19 protein-coding genes and 1 tRNA gene are annotated in these 15435 nt (G+C 45.2%); 10 read left to right on the top strand and 10 right to left on the bottom strand.

Annotated features, from left to right (window positions below):
- The 5 genes from U5K77_02370 to U5K77_02350 all read left to right on the top strand — a co-directional run bounded on the left by U5K77_02370 (nt 1) and on the right by U5K77_02350 (nt 5368).
- On the top strand, nt 1-2052 hold the full coding sequence (locus U5K77_02370; GenBank protein MDZ7744585.1) for a heavy metal translocating P-type ATPase: 2052 nt from the start codon (nt 1-3) through the stop codon (nt 2050-2052).
- A gap of 27 nt (nt 2053-2079) precedes the next feature.
- Nucleotides 2080-2673 carry a DNA-3-methyladenine glycosylase gene (locus tag U5K77_02365; GenBank protein MDZ7744584.1) on the top strand — a complete coding sequence of 198 codons (594 nt, stop codon included), beginning with the start codon at nt 2080-2082 and terminating at the stop codon, nt 2671-2673.
- Nucleotides 2674-2770: 97 nt separating this feature from the next.
- Complete coding sequence (locus tag U5K77_02360) at nt 2771-3337, top strand: hypothetical protein (protein MDZ7744583.1); 567 nt, start codon at nt 2771-2773, stop codon at nt 3335-3337.
- Between the two features lie 89 nt (nt 3338-3426).
- A complete protein-coding gene (locus U5K77_02355; GenBank protein ID MDZ7744582.1) occupies nt 3427-4629 on the top strand; it encodes a serine hydrolase in 1203 nt (400 codons plus the stop codon).
- A gap of 85 nt (nt 4630-4714) precedes the next feature.
- The gene (locus U5K77_02350; protein ID MDZ7744581.1) at nt 4715-5368 is read left to right on the top strand and encodes a Crp/Fnr family transcriptional regulator; all 654 of its coding nucleotides are present in this window, start codon (nt 4715-4717) and stop codon (nt 5366-5368) included.
- Between the two features lie 15 nt (nt 5369-5383).
- Here U5K77_02350 and U5K77_02345 read toward each other — a convergent pair whose 3' ends face one another.
- Nucleotides 5384-5869 (bottom strand): pyridoxamine 5'-phosphate oxidase family protein, encoded by a 486-nt coding sequence (locus tag U5K77_02345; GenBank protein ID MDZ7744580.1) that lies wholly within the window; start codon nt 5867-5869, stop codon nt 5384-5386.
- A gap of 148 nt (nt 5870-6017) precedes the next feature.
- Here U5K77_02345 and U5K77_02340 point away from each other — a divergent pair, with 148 nt between their 5' ends.
- The 4 genes from U5K77_02340 to U5K77_02325 all read left to right on the top strand — a co-directional run bounded on the left by U5K77_02340 (nt 6018) and on the right by U5K77_02325 (nt 8661).
- Complete coding sequence (locus U5K77_02340) at nt 6018-6578, top strand: PH domain-containing protein (GenBank protein ID MDZ7744579.1); 561 nt, start codon at nt 6018-6020, stop codon at nt 6576-6578.
- 52 nt (nt 6579-6630) lie between these two features.
- Nucleotides 6631-6972: a potassium channel family protein gene (locus tag U5K77_02335; protein ID MDZ7744578.1), complete on the top strand. Its 342-nt coding sequence runs from the start codon at nt 6631-6633 to the stop codon at nt 6970-6972.
- A 131-nt stretch (nt 6973-7103) separates the two neighbouring features.
- Nucleotides 7104-7742, top strand: coding sequence for a hypothetical protein (locus U5K77_02330; GenBank protein ID MDZ7744577.1), 639 nt, complete (start codon nt 7104-7106; stop codon nt 7740-7742).
- Between the two features lie 178 nt (nt 7743-7920).
- A complete protein-coding gene (locus U5K77_02325) occupies nt 7921-8661 on the top strand; it encodes a TIGR00730 family Rossman fold protein (GenBank protein ID MDZ7744576.1) in 741 nt (246 codons plus the stop codon).
- Nucleotides 8662-8676: 15 nt separating this feature from the next.
- Here the strand turns inward: U5K77_02325 and U5K77_02320 are convergent, their stop codons facing one another.
- The 7 genes from U5K77_02320 to U5K77_02290 all read right to left on the bottom strand — a co-directional run bounded on the left by U5K77_02320 (nt 8677) and on the right by U5K77_02290 (nt 12446).
- Nucleotides 8677-9153: a septum formation initiator family protein gene (locus tag U5K77_02320; GenBank protein MDZ7744575.1), complete on the bottom strand. Its 477-nt coding sequence runs from the start codon at nt 9151-9153 to the stop codon at nt 8677-8679.
- Nucleotides 9154-9252: 99 nt separating this feature from the next.
- A tRNA-Ile gene (locus U5K77_02315) sits at nt 9253-9328 on the bottom strand.
- Nucleotides 9329-9427: 99 nt separating this feature from the next.
- Nucleotides 9428-9955 carry a hypothetical protein gene (locus U5K77_02310; protein ID MDZ7744574.1) on the bottom strand — a complete coding sequence of 176 codons (528 nt, stop codon included), beginning with the start codon at nt 9953-9955 and terminating at the stop codon, nt 9428-9430.
- Nucleotides 9956-9982: 27 nt separating this feature from the next.
- Nucleotides 9983-10252 carry a WhiB family transcriptional regulator gene (locus tag U5K77_02305; protein ID MDZ7744573.1) on the bottom strand — a complete coding sequence of 90 codons (270 nt, stop codon included), beginning with the start codon at nt 10250-10252 and terminating at the stop codon, nt 9983-9985.
- 48 nt (nt 10253-10300) lie between these two features.
- Nucleotides 10301-11335, bottom strand: coding sequence for a tRNA-dihydrouridine synthase (locus U5K77_02300; GenBank protein MDZ7744572.1), 1035 nt, complete (start codon nt 11333-11335; stop codon nt 10301-10303).
- Nucleotides 11336-12052, bottom strand: a complete 717-nt coding sequence (locus U5K77_02295) for a hypothetical protein (GenBank protein ID MDZ7744571.1) — start codon at nt 12050-12052, stop codon at nt 11336-11338.
- A 37-nt stretch (nt 12053-12089) separates the two neighbouring features.
- Nucleotides 12090-12446: a hypothetical protein gene (locus U5K77_02290; protein ID MDZ7744570.1), complete on the bottom strand. Its 357-nt coding sequence runs from the start codon at nt 12444-12446 to the stop codon at nt 12090-12092.
- Nucleotides 12447-12554: 108 nt separating this feature from the next.
- Between U5K77_02290 and U5K77_02285 the strand changes: the two genes are divergently transcribed.
- Nucleotides 12555-13238, top strand: coding sequence for a carotenoid biosynthesis protein (locus tag U5K77_02285; protein ID MDZ7744569.1), 684 nt, complete (start codon nt 12555-12557; stop codon nt 13236-13238).
- Here the strand turns inward: U5K77_02285 and U5K77_02280 are convergent.
- Nucleotides 13235-13855, bottom strand: coding sequence for a hypothetical protein (locus U5K77_02280; protein MDZ7744568.1), 621 nt, complete (start codon nt 13853-13855; stop codon nt 13235-13237). The two genes, U5K77_02285 and U5K77_02280, sit on opposite strands and share 4 nt — an antisense overlap.
- Before the next feature lie 477 nt (nt 13856-14332).
- Nucleotides 14333-15433 (bottom strand): ABC transporter permease, encoded by a 1101-nt coding sequence (locus U5K77_02275; GenBank protein MDZ7744567.1) that lies wholly within the window; start codon nt 15431-15433, stop codon nt 14333-14335.
- Nucleotides 15434-15435 lie beyond the last annotated feature (2 nt).

The following is a 15435-nucleotide window of genomic DNA, read 5'->3' as shown; positions in this document are numbered from 1 at the left end:
ATGCAAGACCACAGCTGTTGCGATACAAATAGCACTCCAAAACCACAAAAACCGTCACATCAAGAAGGTAACGACTCACACGATCACGACAAGCATGCCGGTCATAATCCCGATATGTTCAAGAAAAAGTTCTGGTTGAGTTTACTGCTAAGCTTGATAGTCGTCGCCTACTCCCCATTTATTATGGAGTGGCTTGGCTATAACTTGCCGATGTTTACGGGCAGTACCTTGATATCGCCTGTTATAGGCACCTTTATATTTTTCTACGGTGGCTTAGTGTTTTTAAAAAGTGCCCGCTCAGAAATAAAAAACCGCCAGCCCGGCATGATGACTCTTATTTCACTTGCGATAACTGTAGCCTTTGCGTACAGTTTGGCCGTTTCTTTGAACCTACTTGCGGGCGTGGATTTCTGGTGGGAACTAGCAACACTTATAACAATTATGTTGCTAGGTCACTGGTTAGAGATGGCCTCTGTTATGAACGCTCAGGGCGCACTGCAAGAACTTGCAAAATTATTACCAGATGAAGCCGAAGTTCTCACCAATGCAGGCACGAAAACTATACCGATTAGCGAGCTGAGAGTCGGTGATAAAGTACTGGTACGCCCCGGATCAAACGTTCCAGTCGATGGTACGGTCACAAAAGGACAATCTGACGTGAATGAAGCAATGCTCACTGGGGAGTCAAAGCCAGTCAAAAAGGACATCGGGTCTGGAGTAATAGCCGGAACTGTCAACGACAGCGGCTCGCTCACGATTAAAGTAACTAAACTAGGCGACGACACCGCACTGGCGGGCATAATGAAGCTCGTTAGCGAGGCACAAAGCAGTAAATCAAAAACACAGGTTCTAGCAGATAAAGCCGCTTTTTATCTTACTTTTGTCGCACTAGGTGCAGCGCTGCTTACTGCAATGGGCTGGGGGGTGTTTAGCGATCAATCAGGCGCATTTGTCATCCAGCGGGTCGTAACGGTACTTATAATTGCCTGTCCGCACGCGCTTGGCTTGGCTATTCCACTGGTGACAGCTATTTCAACCACCAAGGCTGCTAACAGCGGCTTGCTTATCCGCGAGCGCCTGGCGCTAGAGTCTGCTCGGAACCTCGACGTCGTGCTGTTTGATAAAACCGGCACACTTACCACCGGTAAACAGGGCGTTATCGACGTTATAACGAAAGAGGACGAGACTGCGTTGCTTACCACCGCGGCGGCAGTTGAAAATGAATCAGAACACCCGATTGCTCGGGCAATCGTGACCTACGCCAAGGACAAAAACATACAGATTAAAGCAGCCAAAAATTTCAAGGCTCTTGCGGGACGTGGTGCCCAGGCCAGCATTGCCGGAAAGACAGTTCATGTAGGCGGCTCACAACTGCTAACCAAACAAAGTGTTACAATCCCCGACTACCTAAAAGAGGCTGCTGCTACCGCCGCCAAAAACGGGAAAACCGTCGTGTACGTACTGCGCGACAATAAAGTAATCGGAGCTATTACACTCGCCGATGTCATCCGACCGGAATCCAAACAGTCAGTAGCTGACTTACAGCGCGCTGGTAAACGGGTTGCAATTATAACCGGAGATTCTGACGGCGTTGCGGCCTGGGTGTCTAATGAGCTGGGTGTCGACGAGTACTTTGCCGAAGTATTGCCTCAGCATAAAGCGGACGTCGTCAAGAAGCTGCAGGCTAATGGCGATAAAGTAGCTATGGTTGGTGATGGTGTCAATGACGCGCCCGCTCTAACACAGGCAGACGTGGGTATAGCGATTGGAGCAGGCACGGATGTTGCCATTGAATCAGCCGGAATCGTGCTGGCCAGCAGCGATCCGCGCGGTGTAACAAAAGTCGTTACCTTATCTAAGGCCACCTATCGCAAGATGGTACAAAACCTGGTTTGGGCTACAGGCTACAACGCCGTAGCAATCCCGCTTGCAGCCGGCGTAACCGCCTCGCTCGGTTTTGTGCTTTCGCCGGCTATCGGAGCTGTACTAATGTCACTATCGACAATTATTGTCGCTGTGAATGCGCAGTTCCTCCGCCGTCTCCAGCTGTAGTACCTACTTCTGTTATGATGATTTGGTATGGAACAATTACTAAAAACGGCTGAACCTATCTTGATTAAACAAGACCCTGTGCTTGGCGAGCTCATCAAGTCACAGACCTTAAACTTGCGCGCACCAAGAAAAGACTACTTTACCTCACTTTGTCGTAGCATTGTTGGGCAGCAAGTTTCTGTAGCGGCAGCTACAGCCATATTCGGTCGTCTGTTGGCCGCCACCGGCATAAAACCCGCAAAAGTCTTGCAGCTTAGCGATGAAGAGATTCGCGCCATAGGTTTATCTAAACAAAAAGTTGGCTACATACGCGACCTTGCCGCGCACTTCGCCAACAATCCAGATGTATATAATCATCTAGGTCAGCGAACTGATGAACAAGTTATTACTGAACTGACAGAAATTAAAGGTATCGGTGTCTGGACAGCACAGATGTTCTTAATATTTACACTTGGTCGAGCGGACGTGTTTGCACCGGATGACTTAGGGCTACAAAACGCCATGAAAAAGCTCTACGGTTGGGATAAAGTACCTCCCAAAAAAGAGCTTACTGCAATCGCTGAAAACTGGGCACCCTACCGTACGATTGCCAGTTTACACTTATGGCAATCGCTTAAATAATCCGCCCCGGGCTCCTAACTGACAGGGGTTACGGCTTAACAAGTATCAAAATACATGTTAAGCTTATATACAGAGCAAACTAATTAAGGAGGAGCTCATGTTATCAAAAATTATTACCGAAACAACCGACGCGGTATCCGCTGCTGTTAAGGGTGTAGACAATATCCTTGACGCAATTACCGGAACCGTCAAAGATCAAGTCGTTAACGTATTAAAAGGAACCGGAGAAGTTGCCGGTAGCGGCGTCGAGGCAATCGCTTCGGTAGCCAGCGGTGCAGTCCGGGGTGCCGGACAAGTCGGAACTTCGCTAACCGATACCGCATTTAACACCATGAGTGGTGTCATAAATGGCGCTAGCCAAGTTGGAGGCGATGTTATCGAGGCTGTTCGTGGCGGTGCGCAAGGAATTGTTCAGGCAACTGCCGAAACCGGTGGTGATGTCGGCTCTGCAGCCGTATCAGCCGTACAGGGAGCCATAAAATCAGCTGGAGATGTAGGTGCAGACACTTCTGAAGCTGCAAAATCAGCAGTAGGCGGTGCACTTGATGCAGCAACTGAAGTCGGCGGTGGAGCCGTAGATACGGTACGTGATGCACTGCTCTCAACAGCCGCTCTACCAAAAGATGTGATTGAGTCAGCTATCAAAGGCCGCGAAGATAAATAGGTTACTAAAAGTAGGTTAGACAGCGGGTAGCAACTACGCTATCATGCTATCTAGCATATGATAGATTTGATACTTTTAACCGTGGCGCAATGAAGAAAATTGCCCTACGCGTAGCACTGAGCATTATTGTACTGTTGCCAACAACGGCCGTTGTGTATGTATTGTTTTTTCAATCAATGCCCACCCTGGAGGCAACCTACAATAACTTGCCAGCCAGTGAGCCAGCCGTGGTTTCTGTACCATGGCCAGATGAAGGTGTCGCAACTATTGGCGCGGTTGGCTATGGTCTACTCGATGATTCCGGCAATGCTGATGAAGTTGTTCCGATCGCCAGCATTACAAAGCTGTTTACCGCTCTCGCCATAATGGAGCAAAAGCCGTTTGAGCAAGGCCAAGACGGCGAAACTATTACCTTTGGGCAGGCCGATCAACAACTATACACTGACTATATTGCACGAGAAGGTTCTGCATATCCGATCAATGCTGGGGATAGCTTAACCCAAGCCGAAGCAATGCATGCCCTACTTATCCCGTCCGCAAATAATTTGGCCGATAGCCTGTCACGTTGGGCGTTTGGCTCGGAAGAAAACTTCTTACGTTACGTAAATGACATGGCGGCTGATATGGGTCTAGAAAACACCACCATAGCTGATACCAGCGGGTTTTCACCCGAGTCTGTTAGCACGCCCCGCGAGCTGATGGTTGTCGCCGAACGAGTTCTGCAAGACCCTGTGTTATCAGAAATAGTTAGCAAACCATCAACTGTAATCGACCCAGCCGTCGGAACAATTTATAACACCAATCCGTTGTTGCTAGACCAGTACGTAGTCGGTGTAAAAACCGGCACAACCGATGAAGCTGGCTCAAACTTGATATTTGCAGCTGACTTCCCGCTGACCGAAACCGCCTCGACGACAATCATCGGCATGGTACTCGGCCAGCCAGACCGCCAGACTGTTATTAATCAATCACGATCAATATTACAATCCGGGCAAAAAGGACTTGGCTTTATAGAAGTAGTCGAACCTGAAACCGTTGTTGGCCGCTATGAAGTCCCCTGGGCAGAAGAAGTAGAACTCGTCACAAACGGTGGTATTATGGTCGGCGCATGGGTTGGCGAAGCATATCAACCACAAGTAGAAGCCGAGCGAGTTGAACCGGGCGTACAGGCACAGACTGAAGTCGGAACGCTGAGTGTCGATCACGGTTCGGATACCACGAGCGTACCAATAACCACAACCGACCCTATTGAACCCCCTTCGTTTTGGTGGCGTCTGCTAAATATTTTTTAGTTAGTAGATATTAGTTTTTGGCTGCCAGACTGTCGTACCTTAGCTAATCAAGTTATACTATGGAAGTAGTGTGACAGGAGTCGACATGCCGGTAAATAAAATTGACACAAAAGTTGCAGCGTTTTTCAAGCAATACCCTATGCGTTCGTATAGCAAAAAACAAGTTCTCATACATAACGGCGACCAACCTCAACATGTATTCTACCTGGAAAAAGGAACTGTCCGGCAGTATGATATCTCTTATCGCGGCGACGAAGTAGTTGTTAACGTATTTAAACCCGGCTCATTTTTTCCGATGATATGGGCAATAACCGATGTACCTAATAAGTTCTTTTTTGATGCAGTAGAAGATATTCAAGTTTACATAGCACCACGTAGTGACGTAGTTTCGTTTTTAAAAAATAACACCGACGTTATGTTTAACCTGCTATCGCGTGTATACATTGGAGTAGACGGTTTACTAGGGAGAATGGTGCAACTGATGTCTGGAAGTGCGAGGAATCGGCTGTTATACGAACTTGCTACAGAATGTCGGCGCTTCGGCAGCCCACAAGCAGATAAATCATGTTCAATCACAATCAACGAGGACGAACTAGCAGCTCGCGTAGGTCTCACACGTGAGACGATTAGCCGCGAACTGCAAAAAGCTCAAAAATCCGGCTTACTCCGTAAACAGCGCAGCCAAATTGTTGTCACCGATCTTGCAAAACTTGAAGCAGACCTCCTACAAGCAATTTAGCCGTCACGATCGTTATTAAAGCTCAGCTACTTCAAATGTTTGCTCATATTTACCATTGTGCTTTTCGGTGAATGTAGCCATACGCACATCAGACGGTGTAACGCGAAAAGCTGTGTAATCACCCGCGTTGAGTTTAGCTATTGGAGGAACAGCCATGTTGCTAGTGTGAAGCGATGATCTAAGGGCGTGTCGAAAAGCTTGATGAGCTTCGTTCATATCAGATAACTCTTCTGCTTGACCGGTAATCTGAACGACTGCTTGCGTAGCCGGGTCAAATACAGTCATCATCGCGTGTTTATTATGCCGTAAGTTATCGCTTTTTTTGGTGTCGTATTTGGTAAGGAAAGTAATCGATAAATCGTCAGCGACTGCGATATAAATAACCACGGCATGCGGACGATTATTGGGGTCGACAGTTGCTAATACAGCGGTTTCGTGCTCTCTTAAAAAGTTTATAATCTTTTGGTTTACTGGCCTTGTTTTTGAAGTTGTTGCAGTCATAGATATTTCCTTTCTTGGTTTCCGCTAATTAGTCTCTACCAGGTTCGCAAAATAGTCGGTGACACATATCACGACCATTTTGTGATTCAACTCACAGACTGACTGCATCAAGGTTTGGTTAACTATAACTCGAGGGAGGAATAAGGTCATGTACCAATCACTCGTCGCACAAAACATCATCCGTCAACAATCTGCCATACGCCGGGTGCCGCTGCCGCAATACTCCAAAACGCCGACGACTCCACCTCACGCCCACGATGAAAATAATCCGCAAGACAAAAAGAAGCGTGTGTTTGATGAACTAAAATCCGTTGGGATGGGATGGTATGGTCTGGCGCATGCCGAAGCTCAGGCTCTACCAAATATTATTCATGACTATGAACATATAACCGGTGTCGTTTACGGTCGCCATGCGGAGGGATTTGCAATGTTAATAGCCACCGATAGGCGCGCCTTTTTCTTAGATAAAAAACCACTGTTTATTAAGACTGATGAGATCTCTTACGACATTGTTGGTGGCGTGAGTTACGGCAAAGCCGGAGTTTTTGCCAATGTTACACTCTACACTCGAATCGGAGACTATACCATTGGCACTATGAACGATACCAGCGCCCGTAAATTTGTAAGTTATATTGAATCACGTTGTCTTGAGCACTCAGCAATTGACGACTTTCGATATCGACGCGCCGTACACAATAAAGCAACATAGACATCTATAACCCCGTATCACTTTCTATGCTATAACTGTTATACTTAGCCACATGCGTCAAGGACTAACAGAAAAATCAACTTACCGACTACTATTGCTAGCAACTGTTTTAGTCATCGGTTTTGGCATGGTATTTTTTCGGGCGGTCGAAGGCTGGAGCTGGATAGATTCTTACTATTTTAGCGTTATTTCACTAGCTACTGTTGGGTATGGTGACATCTATCCTATAACGACCATCGGTAAAATAATGACTACTGTTTTTGTGTTTATAGGGGTTGGTATCCTTGCTTCATTCATCCAGGTATTTGCACGGCATCACGGCAAAAGAATTGTCGAAAGCCACAAAAAGCATTTGTCTGATCTTCACTCCCGCGATCAAAATAAAGAACAGTAAACCAGATCATCACTGAAGTATCACAAAGAAACTAAGCATATTTGATAAATTCAGAGTAATAACCGTTTTTAGCAGCTACTAAAACAGTTCTGTAATTGACAGTTTCAAAATAATTATCTATAACCATAAACATGAAGCGTGCAGTCGTTATCGGCGGATACGGTGAATCTGAGTGCCAGTTAGAACCGATTGCCGAAGCTGCCTGTGAAGCTTTCAACGTCAATGATGCTGCTATTTTTACTTTGGTTAATGCCGATAAAAATCCAAACGCATTAATAAAAGCGGTTGAGGATGCAGCGGTTAACACGCATTCCTTGGGGGTAAGCAAGGTTCCGCTGACCGCTAATCCAGAGCTACTTATGGTGTTTAATGGCCCGGAGCCCCACCGAATCGGATCATTGTTTTTATCGGCTGGACAGATTGCACTTAAACACGCTCAACATGCCATTATTGGCTCCAATTTCACACGTAACATCACTACAGCACGCGACACACTAGGTCAACTAGCCAGCCATCCCTTAGAGCACTTGTCCTATATCCCTGGTGTCGCAAATTTCTCAAGCACCAGAAGAGTCGCACGTATGGCTGAATCAGGGCTTAACGTTAAACTGGTGGCCGCAGAAGACGACGAGTTTTTTGCGCCACTTAGCTACATTTCGGCAGCCCGAAAAATATTACCAAGAATAGTAGATCTGCAAATTATCCCAGGCAACCATACAACCTTACTTAGAAGACCGGGTGAGGTTTTTGCCAGAACTCTATTCCAGTAACCCTGCTGTATATCAGCAACTGTATACTAGGTAAACTAACTACTTTTGTTTTTTAGGCTTTTTTACTTCGCGCTTGGGTCTATCTTTTGACATATTATCTCTTCCTTCATATTGTTATTGCTTATTGTAGCACCCCTCCTTGGGTTGTTGGTAAAAATACGGTACTCTATAACCAGTTATGTTTAAAAAAATCAAAAAGTATATAAGAAGATTTAATCATTCCAGCCTACGCTATATCTCCCACCAAGAGCGGCGCCATGCCGCGGGCACGATTACCGAAGCTAGTGTCAACGCCCGTATGAAGCGCGTCAACAAAGAGTTCAAAAAAGGCTTCAAGCTGCTAATGAACCACCCTGACACAGTTACTTTTTTTGGCTCCGCAAGATTTACAGAAGATAACGAATACTACGAACAAGCCCGAGAGTTGGCCGGACGCATCGTGCGAGAAATTGGTTCTACCGTTGTTACCGGAGGTGGAGGCGGTATAATGGAGGCCGCTAATAGAGGCGCCGCCGAAGCCCAGGGTAAATCTATAGGCATGACAATTCAATTGCCACACGAGCAAATAACCAATCAATATGTCAGTTACTCGGTAGATTTTTATTACTTTTTCAGCCGTAAGGTCGCCTTATCATTCACCGCTCGTGCCTATGTTTACTTTCCTGGCGGTTTTGGTACCATGGACGAATTCTTTGAGATATTAACCCTAAAACAAACCGAGCGCATAGACCCGATTCCTATCATTTTATTTGGTAGTGAGTTCTGGAAACCTTTAATGGAGTACGTCCAGAAAGTGCTCCTCAATCAATCACACACTATTAGCCCAAAGGACTTACATTTATTTCATATCACGGACGATGTAGATGATGCTCTCCGAATTATCTCGCGTTCAAAACCCCGCATATCTAAAAAAAGCTAGACCCCGATTTAACCCTTACTGATCGACCAAATCACGACGGAAAAAGAATTCCATCCAGGCTTCAAAATTTTCTTGGTAGACAGGTTTCGCTGGTGTCGATAGTGGCATTTCCTCAGTATCTTGGTTTGGTAAGTTCGGCGCATATTCGAGTGCGGTTTCTTCCGGTACAAGAAGTAGTGTCTCGCCCGGTGCCGCCCGATTGAACTGGCGGCGAGCCTGCAGTTCCAGATAATGATCGGTTTCGTAATATTGGTTACGTAGACGTAAATTCTCGTTCTCTAGTTGACGTAAATCATTTTCTTGCTGCAAGCGAGCAATGCGTTGCTGTAGTTCATAGTTATTCTGGATAACACCTACTGAGCTCCAGGTTACAAGCAGCGCGACCAAAGCAAACACCAACAACCCTACCACCCGCACATCACGTAGCTGTTTGATAATCGGCAAAATTTTCGCCGATGCGTTATTGATTGATTGCCTTGCTTTATTTAGCATAGCTTTATTGTAGCAAGCACCCTGTATTACTTCTAAAATACCTTAAAAAATAAACGCGCCAGTCGACTGGCGCGTTTAGCAAAACTAGGGAAATACATTTGGTGGGGGTGGCAGGACTTGAACCTGCGACCAATCGGTTATGAGCCGACTGCTCTGACCACTGAGCTACACCCCCAAGTGTGACATACGTGGCTAACAGATGAGATTATAGCAGAATATCGTTAAACTCATATACGACCCTGTTAGCATAAATTACTTAGCTCAACTTGTAGCGCTACAAGACTATCATGATGGTCGCCATCAAAAACATTGATAGGTTTTCTATCAGACTCACTTTTGACAACGGTAACTTTATAACCGTACCAAGAAATGCACTCATTATGTTTGACTGGTTGCGTAACTCTTGCCAGGCACCGTACGCAGCCAAGCCGGTTAAAGTCATAACTATCAGGTTGAGCGGTGTGTAATCGTGATACAACAGATAAGCAACACCTAATACACCTTCAATAAACGGCAATGCAAACGCCCATACACGAAACTTCTTGGCAAGCACATCATAATCTCTATAAGTAGATACAAACTCATCAAGGTTCACAAACTTAAAGGCGGCAAAGGTAATAAAAAACACCGCCATAAAATCACCTATAAACCGCTGCAACTCAAAGCCGCGCGCCCAAGCTAAAAACAGCACAAGAATAAGCACGCCGCCAAAAACACTGGACAACTTAGCGTATTCCCGTGGAGACTCCTCAATTCCATCATCTATGTGGATATGGTCTACATCGCCATGGTTACGTTTCATGACTTTATTATAACTAGTATTTTTGGTTTATCTAATATTCGGGTTTCTTGCGTAACGACGATCATACTCTGAAAGACCGGCTATTGTGCCTATTGCCATAGACATATTTGTTGAGGCTAAATCATCTCGGCAATGTTCTATGACAACGCATCTACTACAGATACCTTTAGCTATTGTAACTGAATCTGCATCTTGCTCTATCATAATATCGGAGTCTTGAGGTAACTCCTTAGCACACTGGCTTTCTTGATACCAATAGACCCAGGTTGCTTGATCATCGGTGACGAACTCACTCATAATCTATATTATGACACAATACTTGCTACTTCAAACATACAGGTCGAGTTAGGCTTTTATTAATAAACCTAGTAACTCTTGGGTTGTTTTGGCGTTCATAAGTTTTTCGCGGAGTTCCTTGGCGCCATCAAAATGATTAATATAAATTTTGCAGAATTTGTTGAGTGTTTGGATAGGTCTTTCTCTGTTATTCCAAGTGCTAGCGAATAGCTCAACATGTTTTTTGTATAAATCTATACGATCCTGTTTGCTCATATTGAGCCACGGTGATTTTTTTGAAAATACGTACGGATCACTAAACACACCACGCCCAATCATTATGCCGTCCAGTCCATACTGTTGGGTTAATTCAACACCTTGACTACGGCTCATAACATCACCATTACCCACAATTAGTGTTTCTGAAGCAAAGTTGTCGCGTAGTTTTCGGATACGGCCGAGAGCATCCCAATTCGCCGGTACCTTGCTCATCTGCTTTTTAGTCCTGCCATGAACCGTTAGCATATCTAGGTTATAACCAAGCAAAAACTCGTGCCATGTGTAATCAATTTCGTTAAATCCAAGCCGCGTTTTCACGCTAACCGGTAAAAAAATCTGACGGCCGTTAGATTTATTTATGCTGGCTCCTTTTTGTGTAGCTTCAATTACTTCACCGGCCAGTTTTCTATCATTAATAAAGGCAGCGCAGCAACCGTTTTTAACAATTTTTTTGTCCGGACAGCCCATATTCAAGTCAATTCCAGCAAAATTTAATGGTTTTTGTTTAGTATTTTTGTCATGATTATTAAGCGCGTTTGCCTCTTGAGCGAGGGATCCATCAGCAATTTGCTGCGCAGTTTTGTAATAATTTTCAGGATTTTTACCCCAAATTTGTGCAATAATTGGCCGTTCTTGAGCGGTAAATTGCAGTTTTTTAAGCAAGTTTTTGCGTCCCGAGCTTTGCAATCCATCGACATTTACGAACTCTGTAAAGTAAATATCTGGGACGGCACACTCATCAACAACTCGCCTAAATACCGTATCTGTCACATCATCCATCGGCGCCAACACAAAAAATGGCTTGGGTAAATCAGTTAAAGACATCTATTTTTTATCCGAGCTACTGTCATACAATTTGCTTAAACCTTCCTGAGCTATATTCCTAAGAGAGGGGTAGTGTTCCTCGATTTCTATCAATCGTTCTATCCAAAACTCAAATCTTTGTGTTTCATGTTCCTGGGCTAGAGAGATTTTACGACGGACTTGCTGTACACGCCAGCTTTCCATAGCTTCGGCGAGATAGAACATAATACCGCCATTGCTATTTGTATACTCTACTTTTTGTGGGTCATAGCCAATATTATTAAATCCCTTATCAAGTCGCATTTGCGACAAATCATACCAACGCATAAATGACAGCAGCCCCTCCTGCGTAGGCTTAAATACCCTGTTGAGTCGTAACTCTGGGTTTATTTCTTCATTGATGGCTTCGTCCAGGGTTTGCAGAGTATCAAAGCTTGCCTTGGCGTCAAATGCCCATGTAGCGTATTCACGCGTTACACTTCTGGTAGTTCTAGAAGGATCTTCCATATTTGTTTTATTTTGATGTATTGCAATTTCGGCTAAGTGTTTGGCTGCACCGCCACGCTTTGAACTAAAACTTTGCAAACTCAGTGCTTCTACTTGTTCCCTTTTAGTTGTTGGCAGAAAGCCTTCAATATTACTCAACACTTCTATGCGCTGAAACCGGTCAATTTGCTGGTTGCCCATTTCTGGCAACCGTAACTGCTCATGTTCGGACAACGGTATACTGTCGGGCATCTAACGAACCTCCACTTAAGCTGTCAAAGATTAACGGCTATGATTTATCATCGCCTTTACTTAAGGCTTCACGGGCGGCAATAATACCAGCGGGTGCTGCAGCTCGCTCTTCATCAGTCATACGCCACTCTGAAGGTGCTTCATGCGTTCCACGCTGAGGCTGCACTGTAGTCTCTTGAGTCACATCTACTGCAGGCTCTTCTCCCCGAGAAAGGTCTCCATCCACGCCGGCCCTTATCCCGCCCCCAACCCCACTTCGATCTAGACGCTGCTGAGCACGAGTATTCGGGTCATACTCAGTTGCATTTTCAGCAATATGCTCAGCTACCGCATCGGCATCAAATTCCGGCGGTGTCGGTTCTGAATCCATCGGTAGATTAAGTTGTTCTGTCATTCTATTATTATATCATGCTTATGCAAGATTTGCAATGTTACGAAAGATTTTTTGAGTTTTAACAAATAGGATTTTTTAAACAGACTGGCTCATGTAATAATTATACGAATGAACGAAGCCTACCAGTCCATTAGCGCTATTGCTCCTATTGTGGTGATGAGCCTGTTTGCTCTACCGGCTTTTATTGGGGTCTTAAAGCAGCGCGGTTTTTTGCTCGGAACAGTAATCTTGCTTGTACTGGCTGGTTTTACGCTGGCTTATGAAACGCTTGCGCTCAAAACCGGTTTACCACAAGGAACTTTTAGTTATGCAGACGGCCTCGGCCCTAAACTGCTTGAGACTACACCCTGGACGGTTATATTTGTATACCCACCGATCTTGCTCGGCGCGTTTTGGTTTGCCAGCAAGTTTACTAAAGGGTTTGGCCGAGTAATCTTGGCTGCAATATTTGCTACGGTTATTAGTCTAGTACTTGACCCTGCGCACGTAAAACTGCAGCTGTGGCAATGGGAGACCGCTGGCCCATTTTACGGGGTGCCGATTATCAATTATATCGGTTGGTTTATAAAAGGTTTCATTGGCGGCTGGTTACTCCACCTGTTATGGGGTAAGCATCACGCAGTAAAAGCCTCTATTGCTTACAGTGTTTTGGCAGTATTGCTATTTTGGACGGGAGTCAACATCGGTATCGATCAATGGATTCCTGTCGGCGTTGGTGCATTGGCTAGCCTGGTATTGCTTATTGTACTCATTCTGGAAAAACGTCAGTTACGCCGCGAGAGCCACACCTAAACTTTTGGTTTGCGCAGACGTCTGGAGTGAATATATACAAGTGACGCCAGTAAAGTCGCGCCGTAAAAATACCAAACGCCGAGATACCAGCCACTGACAAGCTGGCTACCGAGCCGTAACGCATGCAAGTAAATGAGAAGGATTGCCACATCGCTCGCATAGCTTATAAACCGCCACCATGACCTCTGACCAAACCAATGACGAAATTCATACAGTAAAAAGGCACCGAGCGCCACGTAGCCAAGTGTGATAGATAACCCCATAGCCTGACCAACATAATCATAAAAACTATCCGGCGGTCTGCCTAGGCCATCTTCTACTAACTGGTACGCCAGGAGACCCGGGTGTAACAAAATAGCAATCAGCACCACTACGCTGGTACTATCAAAGTAACGCTTGAGCACAGTAGGCTCGATTTTATTGTGTTGCCGGACAACACTAGCTACGTAGTGCGCCCACATAAGGCTAAAAGCAATCAGACCCAAAAGCGGGAACCATTGATACGGAGTCATATCATTAATTTGCCACCGAAAATCCTGCCCCCATGCCAAAATAGCCAGCAAAACCGACCCGACACTAATACCCCACGCAAAAAACTGCAGTTGCTTCTCACTCATGCCCTGTATCATATACATCTTAATCGCAAATAACCAGATTATGGGGCATATAAAATACATGGTTTGTGTAAATATGATTTAAATCATATTTACACATAAACAAGTGGGTACTTAAGGTAACTTAAGGTAAAAACGGTTAAGGCGTGGCGCCGGCCTAAAAATTCCATTTTTCCGACGTGTAACGCGCACAAATGACTGGAGCAATTATGCTGAAAATGTGGGTTGCAGCATTATCCGATAAATCGGCTTTAGTGATTTCCGAGCCAAAGAGCACACAAAACCCATCGGCCGAGCGAGAACCTAGGATAAAAGTGAGTCCAGCTATGTGAAGCCACTTCTTGCATTAATTAAATCCGCTACAAGTCCGAACTTGTTTCGGATTTGTAGCGTTAGTAACGGGAGGAGAGCAGCCGGAGCGCCCGGATTCATTCCGGCGCCCCGCGCGTTGAGAGGAGGAATCACCTCCTCTCAAAGCGGCTACTCCCACCGAAACACCCAAAAAGCTATAGCATAAATTACTACTACCCAGGCCGCCAACAAACCAACTTCTGTACCTATCTGCAAGATTGTCTGACCTTCGGTAATAATTTGTCGTAAACCGTCAATAAACGGCGTCAGTGGCAAAAATTGCGTAATAGAAGCCAGCCAATCTGGCATCAAAAATCGCGGGAAGAACACCCCTGACAAGAACATCATCGGGAATGCAATAAGGTTTGCCAACGGAGCCGCTTGATTTTCGTTTTTCGCCCAACCCCCAGCCGCCAAACCAACTCCAAACATCACGACGGTTCCAAGAACAGTCAACAATACCAGACTTAGGTAATCACCGCGCATGCTAACATCAAAGATCAGCATAGCTGCGATAAACATAAAGGCCACTGCCAAAATACCGACAAATGAGTTTGATATTACGTTTCCAGCAAAGTACTGCCATACCCGTATTGGCGTAGTGTGATACCGCCGTAGAATACCGCGCTCTTTTAGGCGCGGAAAAACTGTGGTCGGACCAAATACGCCGAGCGAAAGAATAGAAAAGCCCAGCAAGCCCGAAAATAGAAAATCTAAGCCGGATAACCCCTCGGCTTCAGTTGGTTGTACTTGTAAGGTAAACGGCTCATCTACCGGAACGAGACCAGCGTTAATATCAGCGAATATACTCTCTAATATTGAGCCTAACGTAATACCGCCTTGCTCGTTACCTCGGTCATAAACTACCTGTGCTTGACCGCGCGGTATGCCTTCTGATATATCACCAAAATCATCCGGCAATATAATTGTAGCGTCTACTTCACCGCGGCTCATTCTCTCTTCGGCGTCACCAATGTTAGCAACATCTTCATCAATACTAAAAATGTCATTATCTCTAATTTGTTGTTCAAATTCCGTCGCAAACTGGCTATCTGATTTATTGATAAACGCCAAATTAAATGAAACGTCATCACGCCCAAACAAGCTACCAAAAACAAGTAAGAATATCAGCGGGAAGACAAAGATAAAAAAGATTGCTACCTTATCGCGGAACAATCGACGGATATCGATCTTGGCGTAAGTTAGTATTGGCTGTAGTTGTTTTTTCACTG

The organism is Candidatus Saccharibacteria bacterium (genome assembly GCA_034521515.1).
Taxonomy (GTDB): Bacteria; Patescibacteriota; Saccharimonadia; order Saccharimonadales; family JAXHMH01; genus JAXHMH01.
Note: the sequence above shows the minus strand (reverse complement) of the source record. Positions and strands in the feature narration are given on the sequence as shown.